The sequence below is a fragment of the Rhizobium sp. BK491 genome, assembly GCF_014194925.1.
In the GTDB taxonomy this organism is placed as follows: Bacteria; Pseudomonadota; Alphaproteobacteria; order Rhizobiales; family Rhizobiaceae; genus Rhizobium.
In genome coordinates this window covers 1-14657 of the sequence record NZ_JACIAR010000002.1, presented here as the reverse complement: position 1 = coordinate 14657, position 14657 = coordinate 1, and the positions used below count along the sequence as shown (strand labels likewise).

Sequence of the window (14657 nt, the reverse complement as noted above, 5' to 3'; positions counted from 1 at the left end):
TGGAATTGGCCTTAGATCGTCATTTTCGGGAAGCGAAGCTGCCAGCGTCGGCCGTCGCTCGTCATCTCGACAATCCCGAACGGCTCGACATCAACAGCCCAGAATGCTGCGGGCGGCGCCTGCAAGGCCTGCAGGATGGCAGCGCGAATGACGCTCGCATGAGTGATGACGACGATATGGCCGGTATCGTCGATGTGATTCCCCATCCATTCGCCCACACGCTTCATGACCGCCGACAGGGTTTCGCCCCCATGCGGCGCCACCGACGTATCCGTCATCCAGAGCGCCAGGGACTCCGCATCCCTTTCATGCAGTCCGGCAAGGGATTGCCCGCGCCAGTCGCCATAATCGCATTCGCGCAGGGCGACGTCCGGGATAGCATCGAGGCCGAGGACGGTGGCGGTCTGGCGGGCACGCAAAGCCGGGCTCGCCCAAACCCGGTCGATTGCCCCGAGCCCGAAGGATAAGGATTGAGCCTGCTGAGCCGCCTTCGCCTCCAAGGGTTCGTCATCCGGAAAGCAGCCGTTCCGATGGGCTTGCGTCGCCCCATGACAAATCCAGCTCAAACGCGTTTTCATAAGATTCCTCTGTTTCCATCCCCTGCCGCGCTCTTGTCGCGATTTCGCATCGCTGTGGCGCTTGATTGACAATCATATTGGCAGATAGCTATAAACTTGCACTTGCGGGTGTGGAAGCCGGTGGAATCCCGGCGCGGTCGCGCCACTGTAATCGATGACGGAAACTTCGCCCTCGAGAGCCAGACCCTTCCCGCAAAAACCCTTCCGCAAATGGAACGCGCTTTTCTTAACGAGGGAAATACAATGTCCGACACCACTTTCGCCCCATCCGCAGTTCCGCAGCCGATCCCGCTCGGCCAAATCCTGCCCTGGGCCATTTTCGCCGGCCTTCTGATGCTGCTCGCGATCTATTTCATCGGCGCAGAAGAAGGCGCGACCTCGCTCATCTCGGGCATGTATGTGCACGAGTTCGTGCATGACGCCCGTCACCTTCTCGGCTTCCCCTGCCACTAAGGGGTTAAGCACATGGTTGGACGTCTTTTGCTCCGCGGCATGATCGTCGGGGCCCTTGCCGGTATTTTCGTTTTTGCATTCGCCCACATCTTCGGCGAACCGCTGGTCGACTGGGCCATCGGCTTTGAAGAAAAGGCCGCGCAGGCAGCCGGCGAAGCACCGGAACCGGAAATCGTCAGCCGCGCCACCCAGGCGGGCATCGGCCTTTTCACCGGCAGCGTGATCTTTTCGACCGCAATAGGCGGATTGTTCGCGCTGGTCTTCTCGTTCGTCTACGGCCGCATCAGCCCCTTGGGTGCGCGCGGCACGGCGGCGCTGCTTGCGCTCGCCGCTTTCGTGACGATCTCGCTCGTGCCCGACATCAAGTATCCGGCAAATCCGCCGGCCGTCGGCAATCCTGATACGATCGGCGCAAGAACAGAACTGTTCTTCATCATGATCGTTGCCTCCGTCGTCGGCATGATCGTCGCCGTGGGCTTCGGACGCGGGCTGGCGGCGCGATATGGTTCCTGGAACGGTGCGATCATTGCCGGCATCGGCTACATCGTCTTCATCGCGCTGATCCAATATCTGCTTCCCTCGATCAACGAAGTGCCCGAGCAATTCTCGGCCGTCGTACTCTGGCGTTTTCGCATCACCTCGCTCGGCATGCACGCCATCCTCTGGACGACGCTCGGCCTTGCCTTCGGAGCCTGGGCGGAACGCCAGTTGCCGCAGACGCGCTACGGCAATGCGGCCCTGCGCCGGGCTTAGTGTGGTAAATAGATCGCATCCCGCGCATGACAACATGCGCGGGAGACGCCCGTATCCAGGCGGGGTCCTGTTTGCAATCTTCTGTCTCATCGTTGCGGGTTGGCCGGCTTCGGTTGCCGCGCATGGCGGCGGCTCCTCCGGCAGCCAGGCTGGCATCCCGATTCCCAGTCTTACCCATGGCGAGATGGCAGTGATCGCTCCCTATTACGGGCGGATCATCTCGATTGCCGAGAGCGTATCGGATACCGACGAAACCTTCCGCCGTCTCTTGAACTTTGCGCAGATCCAACGTGCTTATTGCCTATGGGGCCTGATGCCGGGCAGCGTCAGCGACGAGGAAAGCCCGTTCAACGAATGCTCCCATGCCTACCTCGCCGCGGCGAAGGCGGTGCTGCTGCAGATGCGCGTCATGAAAGTGGAGAAGGCATCGGTCGACGATCTCGTCTCCGATATCGACGCGACACTCGTGCGCAACAATCTCTCGCTCGTCCTGTGCAAATTCAGCGGCGAGAGCTTCAATACGGCCGATCTCATCCGGCCAAAGCTTGCCGACATCGCACTCCATGCGAAAAGCCTTGCTGCGATCTTATCGGCCAGCCTGCTCGCTCTTGCAGGCCTCTGGCTCGGAGCGCGCGCGTTACGGCCGCAAGCTCAGCCTTAAGAACCGTTCTATCTTTTTGTTTTTACGTGATTCCAGACGCAAAACCGCTGCACATTTTTATCGGAACTACCCTCAATAAAACACCGCCGCAAGATGCGGCGGTGCTTCTGATCTTACCAGTAGTGCGGACGATCGCGCCAGCGGCCGTCGCCCCATCCATCGCGATGATGGCGATGGCCGTGCCAACCCCATGGCGGCGGCGGTGGCAGCCTATAGTAACCCCAGCGCCGGGGCGGCGGACCCCAGCGATTGGGGCGGCATTCGCCCCATCGCGTCAGGTGCCAGCCCCGACCGCAGGCATAGTCAACTTTCACAATCGGCACTGAGGCCGTTGTCCCAACGGCCGGGATAGGCATTGCCTCTGCCGAAGATACAACCAGGCTGCCGAACAAGGCAGCAATGGCAATCACGGACGATCTCATGTTAATGGCCCTCTATCCAAGTCCCTTACACGGGGGATTTAACCCCCGAAGGTATGAACGCCGGCTGAACCGAAAATGGCCTTTTGGCGGCAAAATCACGATCAGCCCGAGAACCCGCCGGCAGTCAAACGGGCTTACCACTGCCCGCATTTGCAGTTCGCCGCAGCCTGTTCCCGCGTCACGAGAGTTTCATGAACGAGGCTTACACCGGCAATATCCATTGCAATAAGGGAGTTCGGGATGGTCGACCTCGTTTCAAACAATGCGGAAGGCGGCAATGCCGACCATCCGATTCATGGCGCAGGCAGCTCGGCAAAATGGTTTTTGCCGCTCTTCGGCATCGTCGTCCTGGCCGGCCTCGTCTATGTCGCCTACGCTCTCGGCAGCGACCTTGCAGAGGCCGCCGCAGTTCCGTGGATATTACTCGGGCTGGCGCTGCTGATCGCGCTCGGCTTCGAATTCGTCAACGGCTTCCACGATACCGCCAACGCCGTTGCCACCGTCATCTATACCCGCTCGCTGCCGGCGGAGTTCGCCGTCATCTGGTCGGGCTTCTTCAACTTCCTCGGTGTTTTGACTTCTTCCGGCGCCGTCGCCTTCGGCATCCTGGCGCTGCTGCCGGTCGAGCTCATCCTGCAGGTCGGCTCCGGCTCCGGTCTCGCGATGGTCTTCGCCCTGTTGACCGCCGCCATCATCTGGAATCTCGGCACCTGGTATCTCGGCCTACCGGCCTCGAGCTCACATACACTTGTCGGCTCGATCATCGGCGTCGGCCTCGCCAACCAGTTCCTGGCACCTGCCGGCTCCGCCACCAGCGGTGTCGACTGGTCGCAGGCAAGCAGCGTCGGCATGTCGCTGCTCTTGTCGCCGATCATCGGCTTTGCCATGGCCGCCATATTGCTGCTGGTCGCCAAGGTGCTGATCCGCAACAAGGAGCTCTACGAAGCGCCGAAGGGCAATGCACCGCCTCCGCTCTGGATCCGCGGCCTGCTGATCTTCACCTGCACCGGCGTGAGCTTCGCCCATGGTTCGAATGACGGCCAGAAGGGCATGGGCCTGATCATGCTCATCCTCATCGGCCTCGTACCGACCGCCTTCGCGCTGAATAAGACGCCCGACGTGAACTATCTCGAAGCCTATAAAGCTGCCTCGACGCAAGTCGAGACGGTACTCGGCAAATATGTGAAGCCGGGTGTTGCCGCACCGGCCGATCCGAAGGCCGCCGTCAGCAGCGCCGTAAAGACCAAGACCTGGACGGATGCGACGACGCCAGCTCTCCAAGCATATATTCATGCCACGAGTGCTGAGATCGCGGCCTATCCAAGCGTCGAGAAGCTGCCGAACGGGCTCGTCGGCAACGTTCGTAACGATATCTATCTGATCGGTGAATCGCTGAAATTGATCGACAAGCAGAAGCTGCTGCCGATGAGCGCCGAGGACCTGAAGGCCGTGACCAACTATCACGCCGCCGTCGATCACGCGACCAAGTTCATCCCGCTCTGGGTGAAGGTTGCCGTGGCGCTGGCGCTCGGCCTCGGCACCATGGTCGGCTGGAAACGCATCGTCGTGACCGTCGGCGAAAAGATCGGCAAGACGCATCTGACCTATGGCCAGGGTGCTGCCGCCGAAGTCGTCGCCATGCTGACCATCGGCGCCGCCGACCATCTCGGCCTGCCGGTATCGACGACGCACGTCCTGTCCTCCGGCGTCGCCGGCACCATGGCGGCAAACGGTTCCGGCCTGCAGTGGTCGACGGTGCGCAACATGCTGATGGCCTGGATCCTGACGCTGCCGGCCTCGATCACACTGGCCTTCGTGCTGTTCATCGTGCTGCGCCAGGTCTTCTGATCGACAGCGGAGACTATTCCTGAAGACGGTGGCGCCCTGACGAGGGCGCCATTTTGTTTGCAGCATTGCGCGGACGAATTCTCACGGAGCACACAAGCAGCGCCGGTCAAGCGTGTGCGAAACGCCTGTTCCGAAATTGCTCAGTCGACGGTTTCCCTCTTGTTGCCGTTCGCACCGAGGCCGGAAATCTTGGCAAGCTCCGAACGACGATTGGCATAATTCTGCGCCACCATCGGGTAGTTGGGAGCAAGCCCCCATTTCTGCCTGTATTCCTCGGGCGTCATGCCATAATGCACGCGCAAATGACGCTTCAGCGTCTTGAAGCGTTTGCCGTCTTCGAGGCAGACGATGTAGTCGTTCGTCACCGATTTCTTCAAATCCACGGCCGGCACCAGATTGGCGCGATCGACCGTGGAAGCCGATCCGTCCAATGTCAGCAGCACCTCATGGATATCCTTGATCAGCCTCGGAAGGCTGTGGATGGGAACGGCATTATGACTGACATAGGCCGAAACGATCTTCACGCAGCCATCGAACAAGGAAGGCTTCGGCGGAGCGGGGGTTTTTGTCTCGAAAGAATCCATGATCTTTTCCCGGATCTCATTGGTTCCTCGTGCGCCGCCCCGCTCGAATTGCATCATGTGCCATGCCCGCGGACGGACATCGCACCGTTTCGATGTGCGCCCTGTTTCGGGGCGCTGTCCCGGTTCGATAACCGGGGCTCAATGCGTCCGCATCAAATGCGTGCGCAATTACAGCCGGTAGCTTTCGCCTCCTATCTCGTATCCGCAGCAGACTGCGGCAGTTCGCCGGCAGGGTCCGCGAAGTAGACCGCCAGCTTGTTACAAAGGGTGACGAGCGGCATGCCAAGCATGAACGCCGTGTGAGTGGGATCTCCGCCGCAATGCTGCAAAGTCTGGAGAATGAGCTTGCGCTCGACATCCTCCATCGTCTGGCCGACCAGTGTTTTGACGGCGGCATCCACGGGTTCGTGCAGTGATTGGCCATCGCCAAGATGGAGAGCAATCTCCTCGAGCAATCGATTTTCACTTGCGGTCACGATGACGACATCATCGGCATGACCGCCGAGTTCACATAAGACATAGAGACCCGTCTCGGCATCGATGGTCACGCGGCCCACCGCCTCGCCGGCCTGATCGCAAATGAGGACATGCGGGCCCGCTCCGCCGACGAAAGTGACGGACAACTCACCGCCGCTTCCGGAGAAGACGATGCGAAGCCGGCTGACCAGGGCGCGCAGCAATGTCTTCGTCTTGAGTTCGCTCGCCGCACGCGCCGCCGATATCTGATAGGCCGATGTGAAAGCCAGTCGGTGCATCATGGCATCACCTGCAGAGCGAGAACGACAGGCTCCGGTGCGCAACTGTTCATGCCACCCCCCGCAAGACAGCTTTGCGCTTATGACGTCGAAGCCGCGCCAGGGAAACCGGCCTCGAAAGCAGGAAACCCTGGACATGCGTTGCACCCGCCTCCTGCGCGGCATTGAGTTGAGCGCCGGTTTCAATCCCCTCGACGACGACAAAAGGAGCGAAACAGGATGCAAAACCGACGATGTGGGAGAGGCTATTGCTTCCGTCGCGGCCAGGCCTATTATCCCAGACAAAGGCTGCATCGATCTTGACGATATCTGCAGGCACCTGCAGCAGCGATGCCGGCGTGGCAAACCCAGACCCGAAATCATCGATCGCGATACGACAACCGAGAGCACTAATCATCTTCATGCGTTCGATGGATGCGCCGACGACCGGATAGCTTTCGGTGATCTCAATGACGAGCCGCGAGGCAAGTTCCGATCGGCGGCTGATTCGGCCGAACACATCGGCAAACCGATCCGAATGCGACAGGCTGGTGGCGGAGAGATTGAAACCGAGAACCAGCGTCTCATCCGCAGCCAGGTCGGACAGCACCATATCCAGAATACGCAGATCGAGATCGACCCAGCGATCCTGGCGTTCAAGGAGCGAAACGAAGGTGCCGGCCGTATGCACGGTTCCGTCCGAGTCCGTTACGCGCGCCAGGCTTTCGGCATAGAACGTCTTACCGGGATTTGCCGCATCGTGAATCCATTGCGCGGCAAAACCCAGCCCGCCTGCGGCGATTGCCTTCAAGATCCGGGCTCCGTGTCTCTCTTCCTCGCGACTTGCGTTACCGTTCATCAGGCCTCCCTTTCGGGGCGAAGCGGCAAAGCAGCGGGAAGCCGGAAGCAGCAGCCGAGCGCGGCGCATATCGCGCCCAAACATGGGACTTCAGATAGCTATAATCTGCCTCTTCCATCTTCCAGACACCCTCGACCTCAATCATTGAGGCTTCCCTTCATCGAGCTGGAAATATTGCGCCGAAGACCGTAGTCAACGGGCGAGGATATGCGTACGAGATAGTTATTTAATAATTGCTAATAGACTAATTAACGATCGCTGCAAAAGTCAATCTCCGTGCGGCACTCTTCCTTTCAACTAAATTAAAATATTAATGCTCTTCAACAATTATTCACCATTTGGGGCGGGACCACCAGCCACTTCGCTTCGCAGACTGTAGAGCCAAACCTAAATGTGACAAATCCTTGTGCCACAATCTTTCCCATTCCAGGCTCACGATACCGCTATAGCCATCGGCGTCGAGCACCGAACGCAGCGCCGCCATCGGGAACTCGCCGGTGCCGGGCTGTACATAGCTGTAGGGCAGCCTAGGCCCCGGCCGGGAAACGCTGTCCTTGACATGGAGATGGTGCGTATTGCGACGAACCTGCTTCCAGGTTTCGACGGGATCCTGCCCGCCCTTGCGCCAAGTGTGATGTGTATCCCATATCAGCGCGCAATCTGGGGCTATTTCAAGGAAGTGCGGGATGGCGTCCGGCAGTGCTAGGAAATCATGGGTTTCGATGACCATATCAGCACGAAAGCCTTCGCGCACGGCGATCTCACGCCACCATTGCAGCGTGGCCAGCGCCTCGGCCAGCTCGCCCTCATCGGCGGTTTCACCACCATCGAAAACCCTGAGCGAACGAACGCCGGCGGCCTCCGCCCAAGGAAGGTGGCGCAGGAACTCTTCCTTCGCCTGGGCTGTCGCACCGACCAGACGCAGCGAAGTATTGAAGGCGCAGACGCCTACGGCAGAGCCTTCCAGCACCTTGGCCAAGCTTGCGGGAGAGCCGAATCTGTCCGTGAAATAGGCGACGAGATCGATGGTGCTCCCAAGGGCTCGGATTTCTATCGCATCGATGCCGTGGTTTGCCGCCAGTTCGAGGGCTTCGACCAGTTCCAATTCCGCACATCCCAAAGTGGAAAATGCCGATGTTATTCGCGGCGCATGACTATCAAGTGCAATCACCAGAGCCTCCTCCGCCCTGTTGCCGGCTACCGCCGCTTAACGTGCCCGTGAACACGCCCAGCCTCCACAGCTTGCCGCTCGACATAAGTAACCGGACGGATAATTAAGAAGCTGGCTTCCACCGTCAAGCGCGGATTACAGGGCCGCCCTCATCAACCTTCTATACCGTAAGGCGGATATTCCGAATGGTCTGGCAGATATCCCTACCAGACGATCGGGTGAGTTTCGCCGGTCGCGACATTGACGAAACCTTCCGGCGCCCTTTCGGAGGGAGCGACCAGCACCCAGCGCCAGGGCGCGCAGGTGAGCGTTGCAAAGGAAAGCCGTTCGGGAAAGCCCGGCCACCAGCGCGGCGAGAACGTCGGCTCATACATCCAGTCGATCTCCGCCCCGGCCTTATACAGCGCCTGCATCTCCGCATCCAGCTCCTCAGCCGAGCGCGCGGTCATCAGACCGCCGACTTCATAGCGAACGCGGGCGACGACCTTGCCGCCCGAGACCAGTACCCAGCCGCCCTGCTGCTCCTTAAGGGCATTGGCGACCAGGGCCATGGCTTCATCGGAGGAACCGACCACCCAGATATTGTGCTTGTCATGGCCGAGCGTGGCGCCGAGCGCGGTATCCGGCGTGCGCGGCCCCGTGCCGAGCCAGAACATGCGCGCGACCTTGGCTTTCCCGGAAAAGCGATCGACGATAGCGAATTTCGTGACGTTGCGATCGTGATCACGCTCAACGGCGCCCTCGCGGACCGGCAGATCCATGGTAATGAAATCATCCGCCCAGTGGAACGGCCGCAGCAGCGCAGCTTTCGCCGTGTCGGCATCCGACGGGGCGGCGATGCGAAAATCCTCAGCCGAGACTGTTCTATCGATCCGGACCGTCTTCGTCGCCCAATCCGGCCAGTCGATCTCGGGGCGAACGCCGACGAAGGTCTTGCCTTCGGATGCCGGCTTGCCATCGGCCCAGACATTGGCGATCGACAGTGTTTTCACATCATCCAGTAACACAATATCGGCAAAGCGGCCGGGGGCTATCGAGCCGACCCATGGAGTCAGGCGCATGTGGCGGGCGGGATTGATCGTCACGCATTGAATGGCGATTTCCGGCGCCAGCCCATTCTCGATTGCCAGGCGGACATTATAATCCGTGGCACCCATCTTCAGCGTATCGCTGGCGCTGCGATCGTCGGTGACGAAGGCGATCTGCGACCAGTCGGACAATCCTTTCTCGATCAGGCCCTTGATGACCTCGGGTAGGGAATGAGGTCTAAGCTCGATGAACAGGCCATGCGTCAGCTTTTCCCAGATCTCCTCCAGGAACCAGCCTTCGTGATCGGAAGCGAGGCCAGCGCCGGCAAAGGCATTGATCGACGGCAGATCACGCAGGCCCGCGCCGTGACCTTCGACCACGCCGCGCTGCTCGAACGTCGCGCGGATCATTCCCCAGAGACGATCGTAAGCCGGATTCTCCGGGTTGCTGACCGAGGGCCAGTCCATGACCTCGTCAAGGCCGGCGACCATCAGGCTCTCATTGAGAAAGGACTTCTGCTCGTCATAACCGAAATGACCGCCGCCCCATTCGTAAGCGGTCGGCGGAACGGCCGATCCCGGCAGGGGGAATATCTTCATCGGCGAGCCGCGGCGGCGGGCCTCGAGCCAGAATTCCAGATTGCGGGCGCCATTGACGTTAGAGAATTCGTGGCTCGCTTCACAGGTCCAGGTGACACCATGCGGCATGACCAAGGCCGCTTCCCATTCCGGCGTCAGATGCGAGCTTTCGATATGCTTGTGGGCCTCGCCGAAACCGGGAACGGCTGCGAGATGCGGCTCGTGCACGCGCTCGCTCACCTCGCCCTGATAACTGCCGGCCGGGCCGACATAGGCGATCCGCCGGCCCTTGATGACGACTTCCTGATCGTCCAGCCAGCTGCGGCTATGCACATCCAAAAGCCTGCCGACGCGCAGCAGGCCGTCCGCCGGACGGCGGCCGAGCGCGGTCAGCGTCAGATCCTGACGGATCAGGACTTCGTCCGCCGCATTGATGAGCAGATCCTCGGGAAGATTTGTGTTCGGGGATGTCATAGAAGCATGCCTGCAGGATATTCGGTCGGTTGAGGGTAGAGATGACCGATCCGCGTGTAAAGCTGGCTGGCCCACCGGCAGAATAATCGCATGTGAAGTGAAGGCATTGCTGCGATACTCCTTCTCCCGAGCAGGGAGAAGAGTTCGCGGATCTCAACGATATTCGATGGCCAGACGTCGCTGCGTGACGCAACATATTCATCCTATCAAAGGCAAAAAACCACCACCCTGCCCATTTGTTGGGCTTGTAAAGCCGGTGCTCGAAAAATAGTATCCCGCAAGCTTGAAACATATGCCCGATTTCACTCACCAAAAGGATTTCGAGAATGAACGGCCTCACCCTTGCCCGTGTCGCGGGATTTGCTTTCCTTGCCGCGGCAACCGCCATGCCGGCCTTCGCTCAAGCAAAGACGCTGACCGTTTCCTGGTGGGGCTATAATGGCGAGAAGATGCAGGCCAACATCATCGAGCCCTTCAAGAAGATCTGCGGCTGCGATGTGGTTTTCGAAACCGGCAACAATGCCGACCGTCTCAACAAGCTGAAGCTGCGCAGCGGCAAGGGCGTCGACGTCATCTATCTCACAGACAGCTATTCGCAGCTTGGCATCCAGCAGGACCTCTTCCAGGAAGTCGACCGCAGCAAGATCCCGAACCTTGCCGATCTCTACGATATCGCCAGGGCGCCGCAAGGCAATTACGGCCCCGCCTACACGATCGGCCGCATTGGCATCGTCTACGATACGGCGAAGGTGAACCCGCCGATTACCTCCTGGAATGATCTCTGGCGGGACGACCTGAAGGGCGCCATTTCGTTGCCCGGCATCACCACGACGGGTGGGCCGCTGACGGTGCTCCAAGCCGGCAAGCATGCAGGCGCCGATCCCTATGCCGATGCCGGCAAGGCGTTTGAGGCCATCGAGGCGCTGAAGCCGAATGTCGTCAAGAATTACAATACCGGCTCCGAGCTGGTGAACCTGATCTCGACAGGCGAGGCCAAGGTGGCGATAACGCAGGACTTCGTTCTGTCATCCCTGCGCGCGGCTGTCCCGACGATGGCCTGGGCTAACCTGAAAGAGGGCGATATCGCCGTCCTCAACACGGTCAATATTCCGAAGGGCTCGGAAAACGTCGAGCTTGCGCATCAGTTCATCAACTTCGTTCTATCGAAGGACGTACAACAGGCGGAAGCCGAACAGGGCGTCGATGCCCCGGTCTCGACCAAGGTGGCGCTGCCGCCGGAAAAGGCCAAGCTCTGGACCTACGGCTCCGAGATGATCGCCAAGCTCAGCCGGATCGACTATCAGAAGCTGATCGAAGCGCAATCGGACTGGGTCGATCGCTGGAACGAGATCTTCGGCATGTAACAGGGCATGCCGCACACTCCCGCGGCGTTCTCACGGAATTTAGTAGATGAAGCATTTGATGAAATGGGGGTTGGCGACGCCGGCGATCGTGGCCGTAACGCTGTTCCTGCTCGTTCCCGTCGTCATTACGATCGCAGCGACCCTCGGCGAATCCAAGGGGGTGTTCTCCCCCTATGTCGCTTTCTTCTCCAGCGGTTTTCGCCGAACCGTGCTCTTCAGGACAATTGAGGTTGCTCTCCTTACGACGGCGATCTCGCTGTTTATCGGCTTCATCGCCGCCTATGTGATTGCGCAGATGCCTGGCCGCGCCAAGAGCGTGATGATCATCGCCGCCGTCTTTCCGCTGCTGACCGGCGTTGTCGTGCGCTCCTTCGCCTGGCTGATCATTCTCGGCAAGAATGGCATTCTCAACACCATCCTGCTGTCGATCGGCGTCATCAGCGAGCCGCTCTCGATGCTCTATACCGAGGGCTCGGTGATCGTCGCGATGGTCTATCTCTTCGTGCCCTTGATGATCCTGACGCTCGTCGGCGTGCTTGAGGGCATACCGCAGGATCTTATCCAGGCGGCGGCATCGCTGGGCGCCACGCCGGCCGCAACCTTCCGACAGGTCATCCTGCCGCTTGCCACGCCCGGCCTTATCGTCGGCGCAGTGCTGGTTTTCACCGGCAGTTTCACCTCCTATGCCACGCCGCAGCTGCTCGGCGGCGAAAAGCAGATGATGATGGGCACCTTCCTCTATCAGCGCGCCATGGTCACCTTCGACTGGGTCGGCGCCTCGACGATCGCCGCCATCATGGTTGTCGTCACGATCGGCATTGTCGCGTTCATGAGCCGTCTCGCGCGACGGCTGAACCCGATGGCGGTGTGATCATGACAAGAACGGCCCATCCCGCGCTCATCGCTTTCACCGCCCTCGTCTTCCTCTTCCTGCTGGCGCCACTCGTCATCATTATCGGCGCCGCCTTCAGCGACACGACCTATCTCACCTTCCCGCCGCAGGGCCTGACGCTGCACTGGTTCTCCAACATCTTCCGGATCGAGGCCTTCCGCACGACAGCGATCACCAGCCTGGAGCTCGCCTTCCTCGGAACGGCGCTGTCGCTGCTGATCGGCATTCCCGCCGCCTATGCCATCAGCCGCTACAGGGTCGAGTTGCCGCGCTGGCTTTCGACGCTCTTCGTCCTGCCGATCCTCGTTCCGGAAATCGTCTTCGGCTTTTCGCTGATGAAATCGATCACGATCGGGCTTGGACTACCGATCTTTCCCAGCCTCCTGATCGGCCATGCGCTACTGGTGCTGCCCTATTCGGTGCGCGTCGTCAGCGCCAGTCTCGCGAGTTTCGATTTCTCGATCGAGGAGGCTGCCATCAGCCTCGGCTGCCCGCCGCTCAAGACCTTCCTGACCGTGGTGCTGCCGAACATCCGCGCCGGCGTCATCGCCGCCTTCATCCTCGCCTTTATCACCTCCATCAACGATGTCTCCGTCTCGGTCTTCCTGACGGGCCCTGGCATATCCACCCTTCCGATCCAGATTCTTGCCCATATGGAGCAGTTCTTCGACCCGACCATCGCCTCGGTTTCCGTGCTGTTGATGCTCGTGACCGTCGCCGTGATGGCGATCGTCGAAGCAACCCTCGGCCTCACCTTCCTGACAAAGTAGCCGTCCGTGACCGTATCGCTCTCCATCAATTCCATCAGCGCCCATTACGGCAAGACAGCCGTCCTGCAGGATCTTTCGCTTTCCGTCGCCGCCGGAGAACTCGTCTCGCTGCTCGGCTCCAGCGGCTGCGGCAAGACGACGACGCTGCGGCTCGTTGCCGGCTTCCTGCAGCCGACGAGCGGCACCATCAAGCTTGGCGATCGTGACCTGACGACGCTGCCTGCGCACGCAAGGGATATCGGCCTGGTATTCCAGAACTATGCGCTGTTTCCGCATCTGACGGTGCTCGAGAACGTCGCCTTCGGCCTCAAGCAGCGCCGCATGCCGACGAGGGAGCGCCTCGCGAAGGCCGGCGCCATGCTGGAGCGCGTCGGTCTTTCCGGCCTCGGTGACCGCCTGCCCGGCGCCCTCTCAGGTGGCCAAAAGCAGCGTGTCGCATTGGCGCGCGCCCTCGTCATCGAGCCGCCGCTCCTGATGTTCGACGAGCCGCTATCCAATCTCGATGCGAAGCTCCGGGTCGATATGCGCGTGGAAATCCGCCAGCTGCAGCGCGCCAACGGCACGACCTCGCTCTACGTCACGCATGATCAGGAGGAAGCCTTCTCGATCTCGGATCGCGTCGCCATCATGAATGCCGGCCGCATCATGCAGCTCGATACGCCCGAGACCCTCTACCGCAAGCCTGCCAATAGCTTCGTCGCCCGCTTCGTCGGTTTTGAGAATCTGCTGCCGTTGCGTGTTGTTGAGCGAGAGAGCGCCGTCGTCATTGCCGAGGCTGCAGGCGGCGCAAGGATCACGCTGTCTCAGAAAGATTTCGGTCCGATTCCAGACAGCTGCATTCTTGGCTGCCGTGCGGATGGTCTTTCGGTCCGACGTAAAGGCAACGGCCTGCCTGCGGTTCTGGGAACACGCACTTATCTAGGCCGCGCCTATCAATATCAATGTGAGACGGCGGCCGGCGCCATCGTCGCCAATGGCCCCTTATCGGAGCCGATGACGGCTGGAAGCGGCGCGGTGCTGGTGCCGGTGCCGGAGCAATGCTGCATTCTGGAACCCGAAGGATAAGATGCACGTTGATCTGGGATGTCGAGGTGCGATTGGTTTCCCGCCCATGATATTGCTCTTGGGAAGGATGCGCTTTGTTTTGGGGCAGGCTTTGGAGTTTTGTGCCTTGCGGGGTGTGTTTGGCTGCTTTCGGGCCGCTGGCGAGGCGTTGAATGTTCGATGCGTAACCAAATAGAGAAAGCCCGCGTGATGCGGGCTTTTTTGTATTTGGTTTTGTGGGCGGGCTTTGAGCCGTTCGCGTTATGGTCCTGAGGCGGGAGGAGCTAGCATCGCCATTGAAGATGAAGTCTTCGCGCCCTGGATAGCTGATCTTTGTGATTGTAAATTTTGGTTGCGGGGGCAGGATTTGAACCTGCGGCCTTCAGGTTATGAGCCTGACGAGCTACCGGGCTGCTCCACCCCGCGTCACCAGCGCAAACCGC

General features: G+C 60.2%; 16 protein-coding genes, 1 tRNA gene and 1 riboswitch. Of the genes, 8 read left to right on the top strand and 9 right to left on the bottom strand.

Annotation, left to right across the window (positions count from 1 at the left end; all coding sequences use genetic code 11):
* Positions 1–11: 11 nt before the first annotated feature.
* The gene (locus tag FHX05_RS07895; protein ID WP_183715541.1) at positions 12–578 is read right to left on the bottom strand and encodes a histidine phosphatase family protein; all 567 of its coding nucleotides are present in this window, start codon (positions 576–578) and stop codon (positions 12–14) included.
* A gap of 112 nt (positions 579–690) precedes the next feature.
* Positions 691–763, top strand: a riboswitch (cobalamin riboswitch).
* A gap of 58 nt (positions 764–821) precedes the next feature.
* Here FHX05_RS07895 and FHX05_RS07890 point away from each other — a divergent pair.
* Genes FHX05_RS07890 through FHX05_RS07880 form a run of 3 tightly spaced genes read left to right on the top strand, consistent with a single transcriptional unit; the run spans position 822 to position 2445 of the window.
* Positions 822–1031 carry a CbtB-domain containing protein gene (locus FHX05_RS07890; protein WP_015338334.1) on the top strand — a complete coding sequence of 70 codons (210 nt, stop codon included), beginning with the start codon at positions 822–824 and terminating at the stop codon, positions 1029–1031.
* Positions 1032–1043: 12 nt separating this feature from the next.
* Entirely contained in the window at positions 1044–1784 is a 741-nt protein-coding gene (locus tag FHX05_RS07885; RefSeq protein ID WP_183871222.1) for a CbtA family protein, read from the top strand.
* A gap of 34 nt (positions 1785–1818) precedes the next feature.
* Entirely contained in the window at positions 1819–2445 is a 627-nt protein-coding gene (locus FHX05_RS07880; RefSeq protein ID WP_183871221.1) for a hypothetical protein, read from the top strand.
* A gap of 113 nt (positions 2446–2558) precedes the next feature.
* On the opposite strand, the gene FHX05_RS30315 is transcribed toward FHX05_RS07880, so the two are convergent.
* The gene (locus FHX05_RS30315) at positions 2559–2867 is read right to left on the bottom strand and encodes a hypothetical protein (RefSeq protein ID WP_246698880.1); all 309 of its coding nucleotides are present in this window, start codon (positions 2865–2867) and stop codon (positions 2559–2561) included.
* 240 nt (positions 2868–3107) lie between these two features.
* Here FHX05_RS30315 and FHX05_RS07875 point away from each other — a divergent pair, with 240 nt between their 5' ends.
* Complete coding sequence (locus tag FHX05_RS07875; RefSeq protein WP_112610668.1) at positions 3108–4715, top strand: inorganic phosphate transporter; 1608 nt, start codon at positions 3108–3110, stop codon at positions 4713–4715.
* Between the two features lie 140 nt (positions 4716–4855).
* Here FHX05_RS07875 and FHX05_RS07870 read toward each other — a convergent pair whose 3' ends face one another.
* The 6 genes from FHX05_RS07870 to FHX05_RS07845 form a co-directional block, all read right to left on the bottom strand.
* Positions 4856–5299 carry a MucR family transcriptional regulator gene (locus FHX05_RS07870; protein WP_246698879.1) on the bottom strand — a complete coding sequence of 148 codons (444 nt, stop codon included), beginning with the start codon at positions 5297–5299 and terminating at the stop codon, positions 4856–4858.
* A gap of 191 nt (positions 5300–5490) precedes the next feature.
* Entirely contained in the window at positions 5491–6057 is a 567-nt protein-coding gene (locus tag FHX05_RS07865; RefSeq protein WP_183871220.1) for a helix-turn-helix domain-containing protein, read from the bottom strand.
* A gap of 46 nt (positions 6058–6103) precedes the next feature.
* Positions 6104–6892, bottom strand: a complete 789-nt coding sequence (locus FHX05_RS07860) for an EAL domain-containing protein (RefSeq protein WP_183871219.1) — start codon at positions 6890–6892, stop codon at positions 6104–6106.
* Positions 6882–7037, bottom strand: a complete 156-nt coding sequence (locus FHX05_RS07855; protein WP_183871218.1) for a hypothetical protein — start codon at positions 7035–7037, stop codon at positions 6882–6884. Before FHX05_RS07855 ends, FHX05_RS07860 begins: the two co-directional genes overlap by 11 nt.
* 186 nt (positions 7038–7223) lie before the next feature.
* Positions 7224–8063, bottom strand: a complete 840-nt coding sequence (locus FHX05_RS07850; RefSeq protein ID WP_183871217.1) for a TIM barrel protein — start codon at positions 8061–8063, stop codon at positions 7224–7226.
* Between the two features lie 203 nt (positions 8064–8266).
* Positions 8267–10144: an adenine deaminase C-terminal domain-containing protein gene (locus FHX05_RS07845; RefSeq protein WP_183871216.1), complete on the bottom strand. Its 1878-nt coding sequence runs from the start codon at positions 10142–10144 to the stop codon at positions 8267–8269.
* A gap of 386 nt (positions 10145–10530) precedes the next feature.
* Between FHX05_RS07845 and FHX05_RS07840 the strand changes: the two genes are divergently transcribed.
* From FHX05_RS07840 to FHX05_RS07825, 4 genes are read left to right on the top strand one after another with little or no spacing between them, the layout of a single operon-like run.
* Positions 10531–11508: an ABC transporter substrate-binding protein gene (locus FHX05_RS07840; RefSeq protein ID WP_246698918.1), complete on the top strand. Its 978-nt coding sequence runs from the start codon at positions 10531–10533 to the stop codon at positions 11506–11508.
* A 46-nt stretch (positions 11509–11554) separates the two neighbouring features.
* Positions 11555–12379 (top strand): ABC transporter permease, encoded by an 825-nt coding sequence (locus tag FHX05_RS07835; protein ID WP_183871214.1) that lies wholly within the window; start codon positions 11555–11557, stop codon positions 12377–12379.
* Positions 12379–13170, top strand: a complete 792-nt coding sequence (locus FHX05_RS07830; RefSeq protein WP_112338559.1) for an ABC transporter permease — start codon at positions 12379–12381, stop codon at positions 13168–13170. The genes FHX05_RS07835 and FHX05_RS07830 overlap by 1 nt, the downstream gene beginning before the upstream one ends.
* A gap of 6 nt (positions 13171–13176) precedes the next feature.
* Positions 13177–14235 carry an ABC transporter ATP-binding protein gene (locus FHX05_RS07825; RefSeq protein ID WP_183871213.1) on the top strand — a complete coding sequence of 353 codons (1059 nt, stop codon included), beginning with the start codon at positions 13177–13179 and terminating at the stop codon, positions 14233–14235.
* A 328-nt stretch (positions 14236–14563) separates the two neighbouring features.
* On the opposite strand, the gene FHX05_RS07820 is transcribed toward FHX05_RS07825, so the two are convergent.
* A tRNA-Met gene (locus FHX05_RS07820) sits at positions 14564–14640 on the bottom strand.
* Between the last annotated feature and the right edge of the window lie 17 nt (positions 14641–14657).

What these genes read in the sequence shown, in the direction of transcription:
- FHX05_RS07890 (WP_015338334.1), top strand. Translation starts at nt 822, where the DNA reads ATGTCCGACACCACTTTCGCCCCATCCGCAGTTCCGCAGCCGATCCCG.
- FHX05_RS07865 (WP_183871220.1), bottom strand. Translation starts at nt 6,057, where the DNA reads ATGATGCACCGACTGGCTTTCACATCGGCCTATCAGATATCGGCGGCG.
- FHX05_RS07895 (WP_183715541.1), bottom strand. Translation starts at nt 578, where the DNA reads ATGAAAACGCGTTTGAGCTGGATTTGTCATGGGGCGACGCAAGCCCAT.
- FHX05_RS07840 (WP_246698918.1), top strand. Translation starts at nt 10,531, where the DNA reads ATGCCGGCCTTCGCTCAAGCAAAGACGCTGACCGTTTCCTGGTGGGGC.
- FHX05_RS07875 (WP_112610668.1), top strand. Translation starts at nt 3,108, where the DNA reads ATGGTCGACCTCGTTTCAAACAATGCGGAAGGCGGCAATGCCGACCAT.
- FHX05_RS07835 (WP_183871214.1), top strand. Translation starts at nt 11,555, where the DNA reads ATGAAGCATTTGATGAAATGGGGGTTGGCGACGCCGGCGATCGTGGCC.
- FHX05_RS07860 (WP_183871219.1), bottom strand. Translation starts at nt 6,892, where the DNA reads ATGAACGGTAACGCAAGTCGCGAGGAAGAGAGACACGGAGCCCGGATC.
- FHX05_RS07855 (WP_183871218.1), bottom strand. Translation starts at nt 7,037, where the DNA reads ATGATTGAGGTCGAGGGTGTCTGGAAGATGGAAGAGGCAGATTATAGC.
- FHX05_RS07870 (WP_246698879.1), bottom strand. Translation starts at nt 5,299, where the DNA reads ATGGATTCTTTCGAGACAAAAACCCCCGCTCCGCCGAAGCCTTCCTTG.
- FHX05_RS07880 (WP_183871221.1), top strand. Translation starts at nt 1,819, where the DNA reads ATGCGCGGGAGACGCCCGTATCCAGGCGGGGTCCTGTTTGCAATCTTC.
- FHX05_RS07845 (WP_183871216.1), bottom strand. Translation starts at nt 10,144, where the DNA reads ATGACATCCCCGAACACAAATCTTCCCGAGGATCTGCTCATCAATGCG.
- FHX05_RS30315 (WP_246698880.1), bottom strand. Translation starts at nt 2,867, where the DNA reads ATGAGATCGTCCGTGATTGCCATTGCTGCCTTGTTCGGCAGCCTGGTT.
- FHX05_RS07885 (WP_183871222.1), top strand. Translation starts at nt 1,044, where the DNA reads ATGGTTGGACGTCTTTTGCTCCGCGGCATGATCGTCGGGGCCCTTGCC.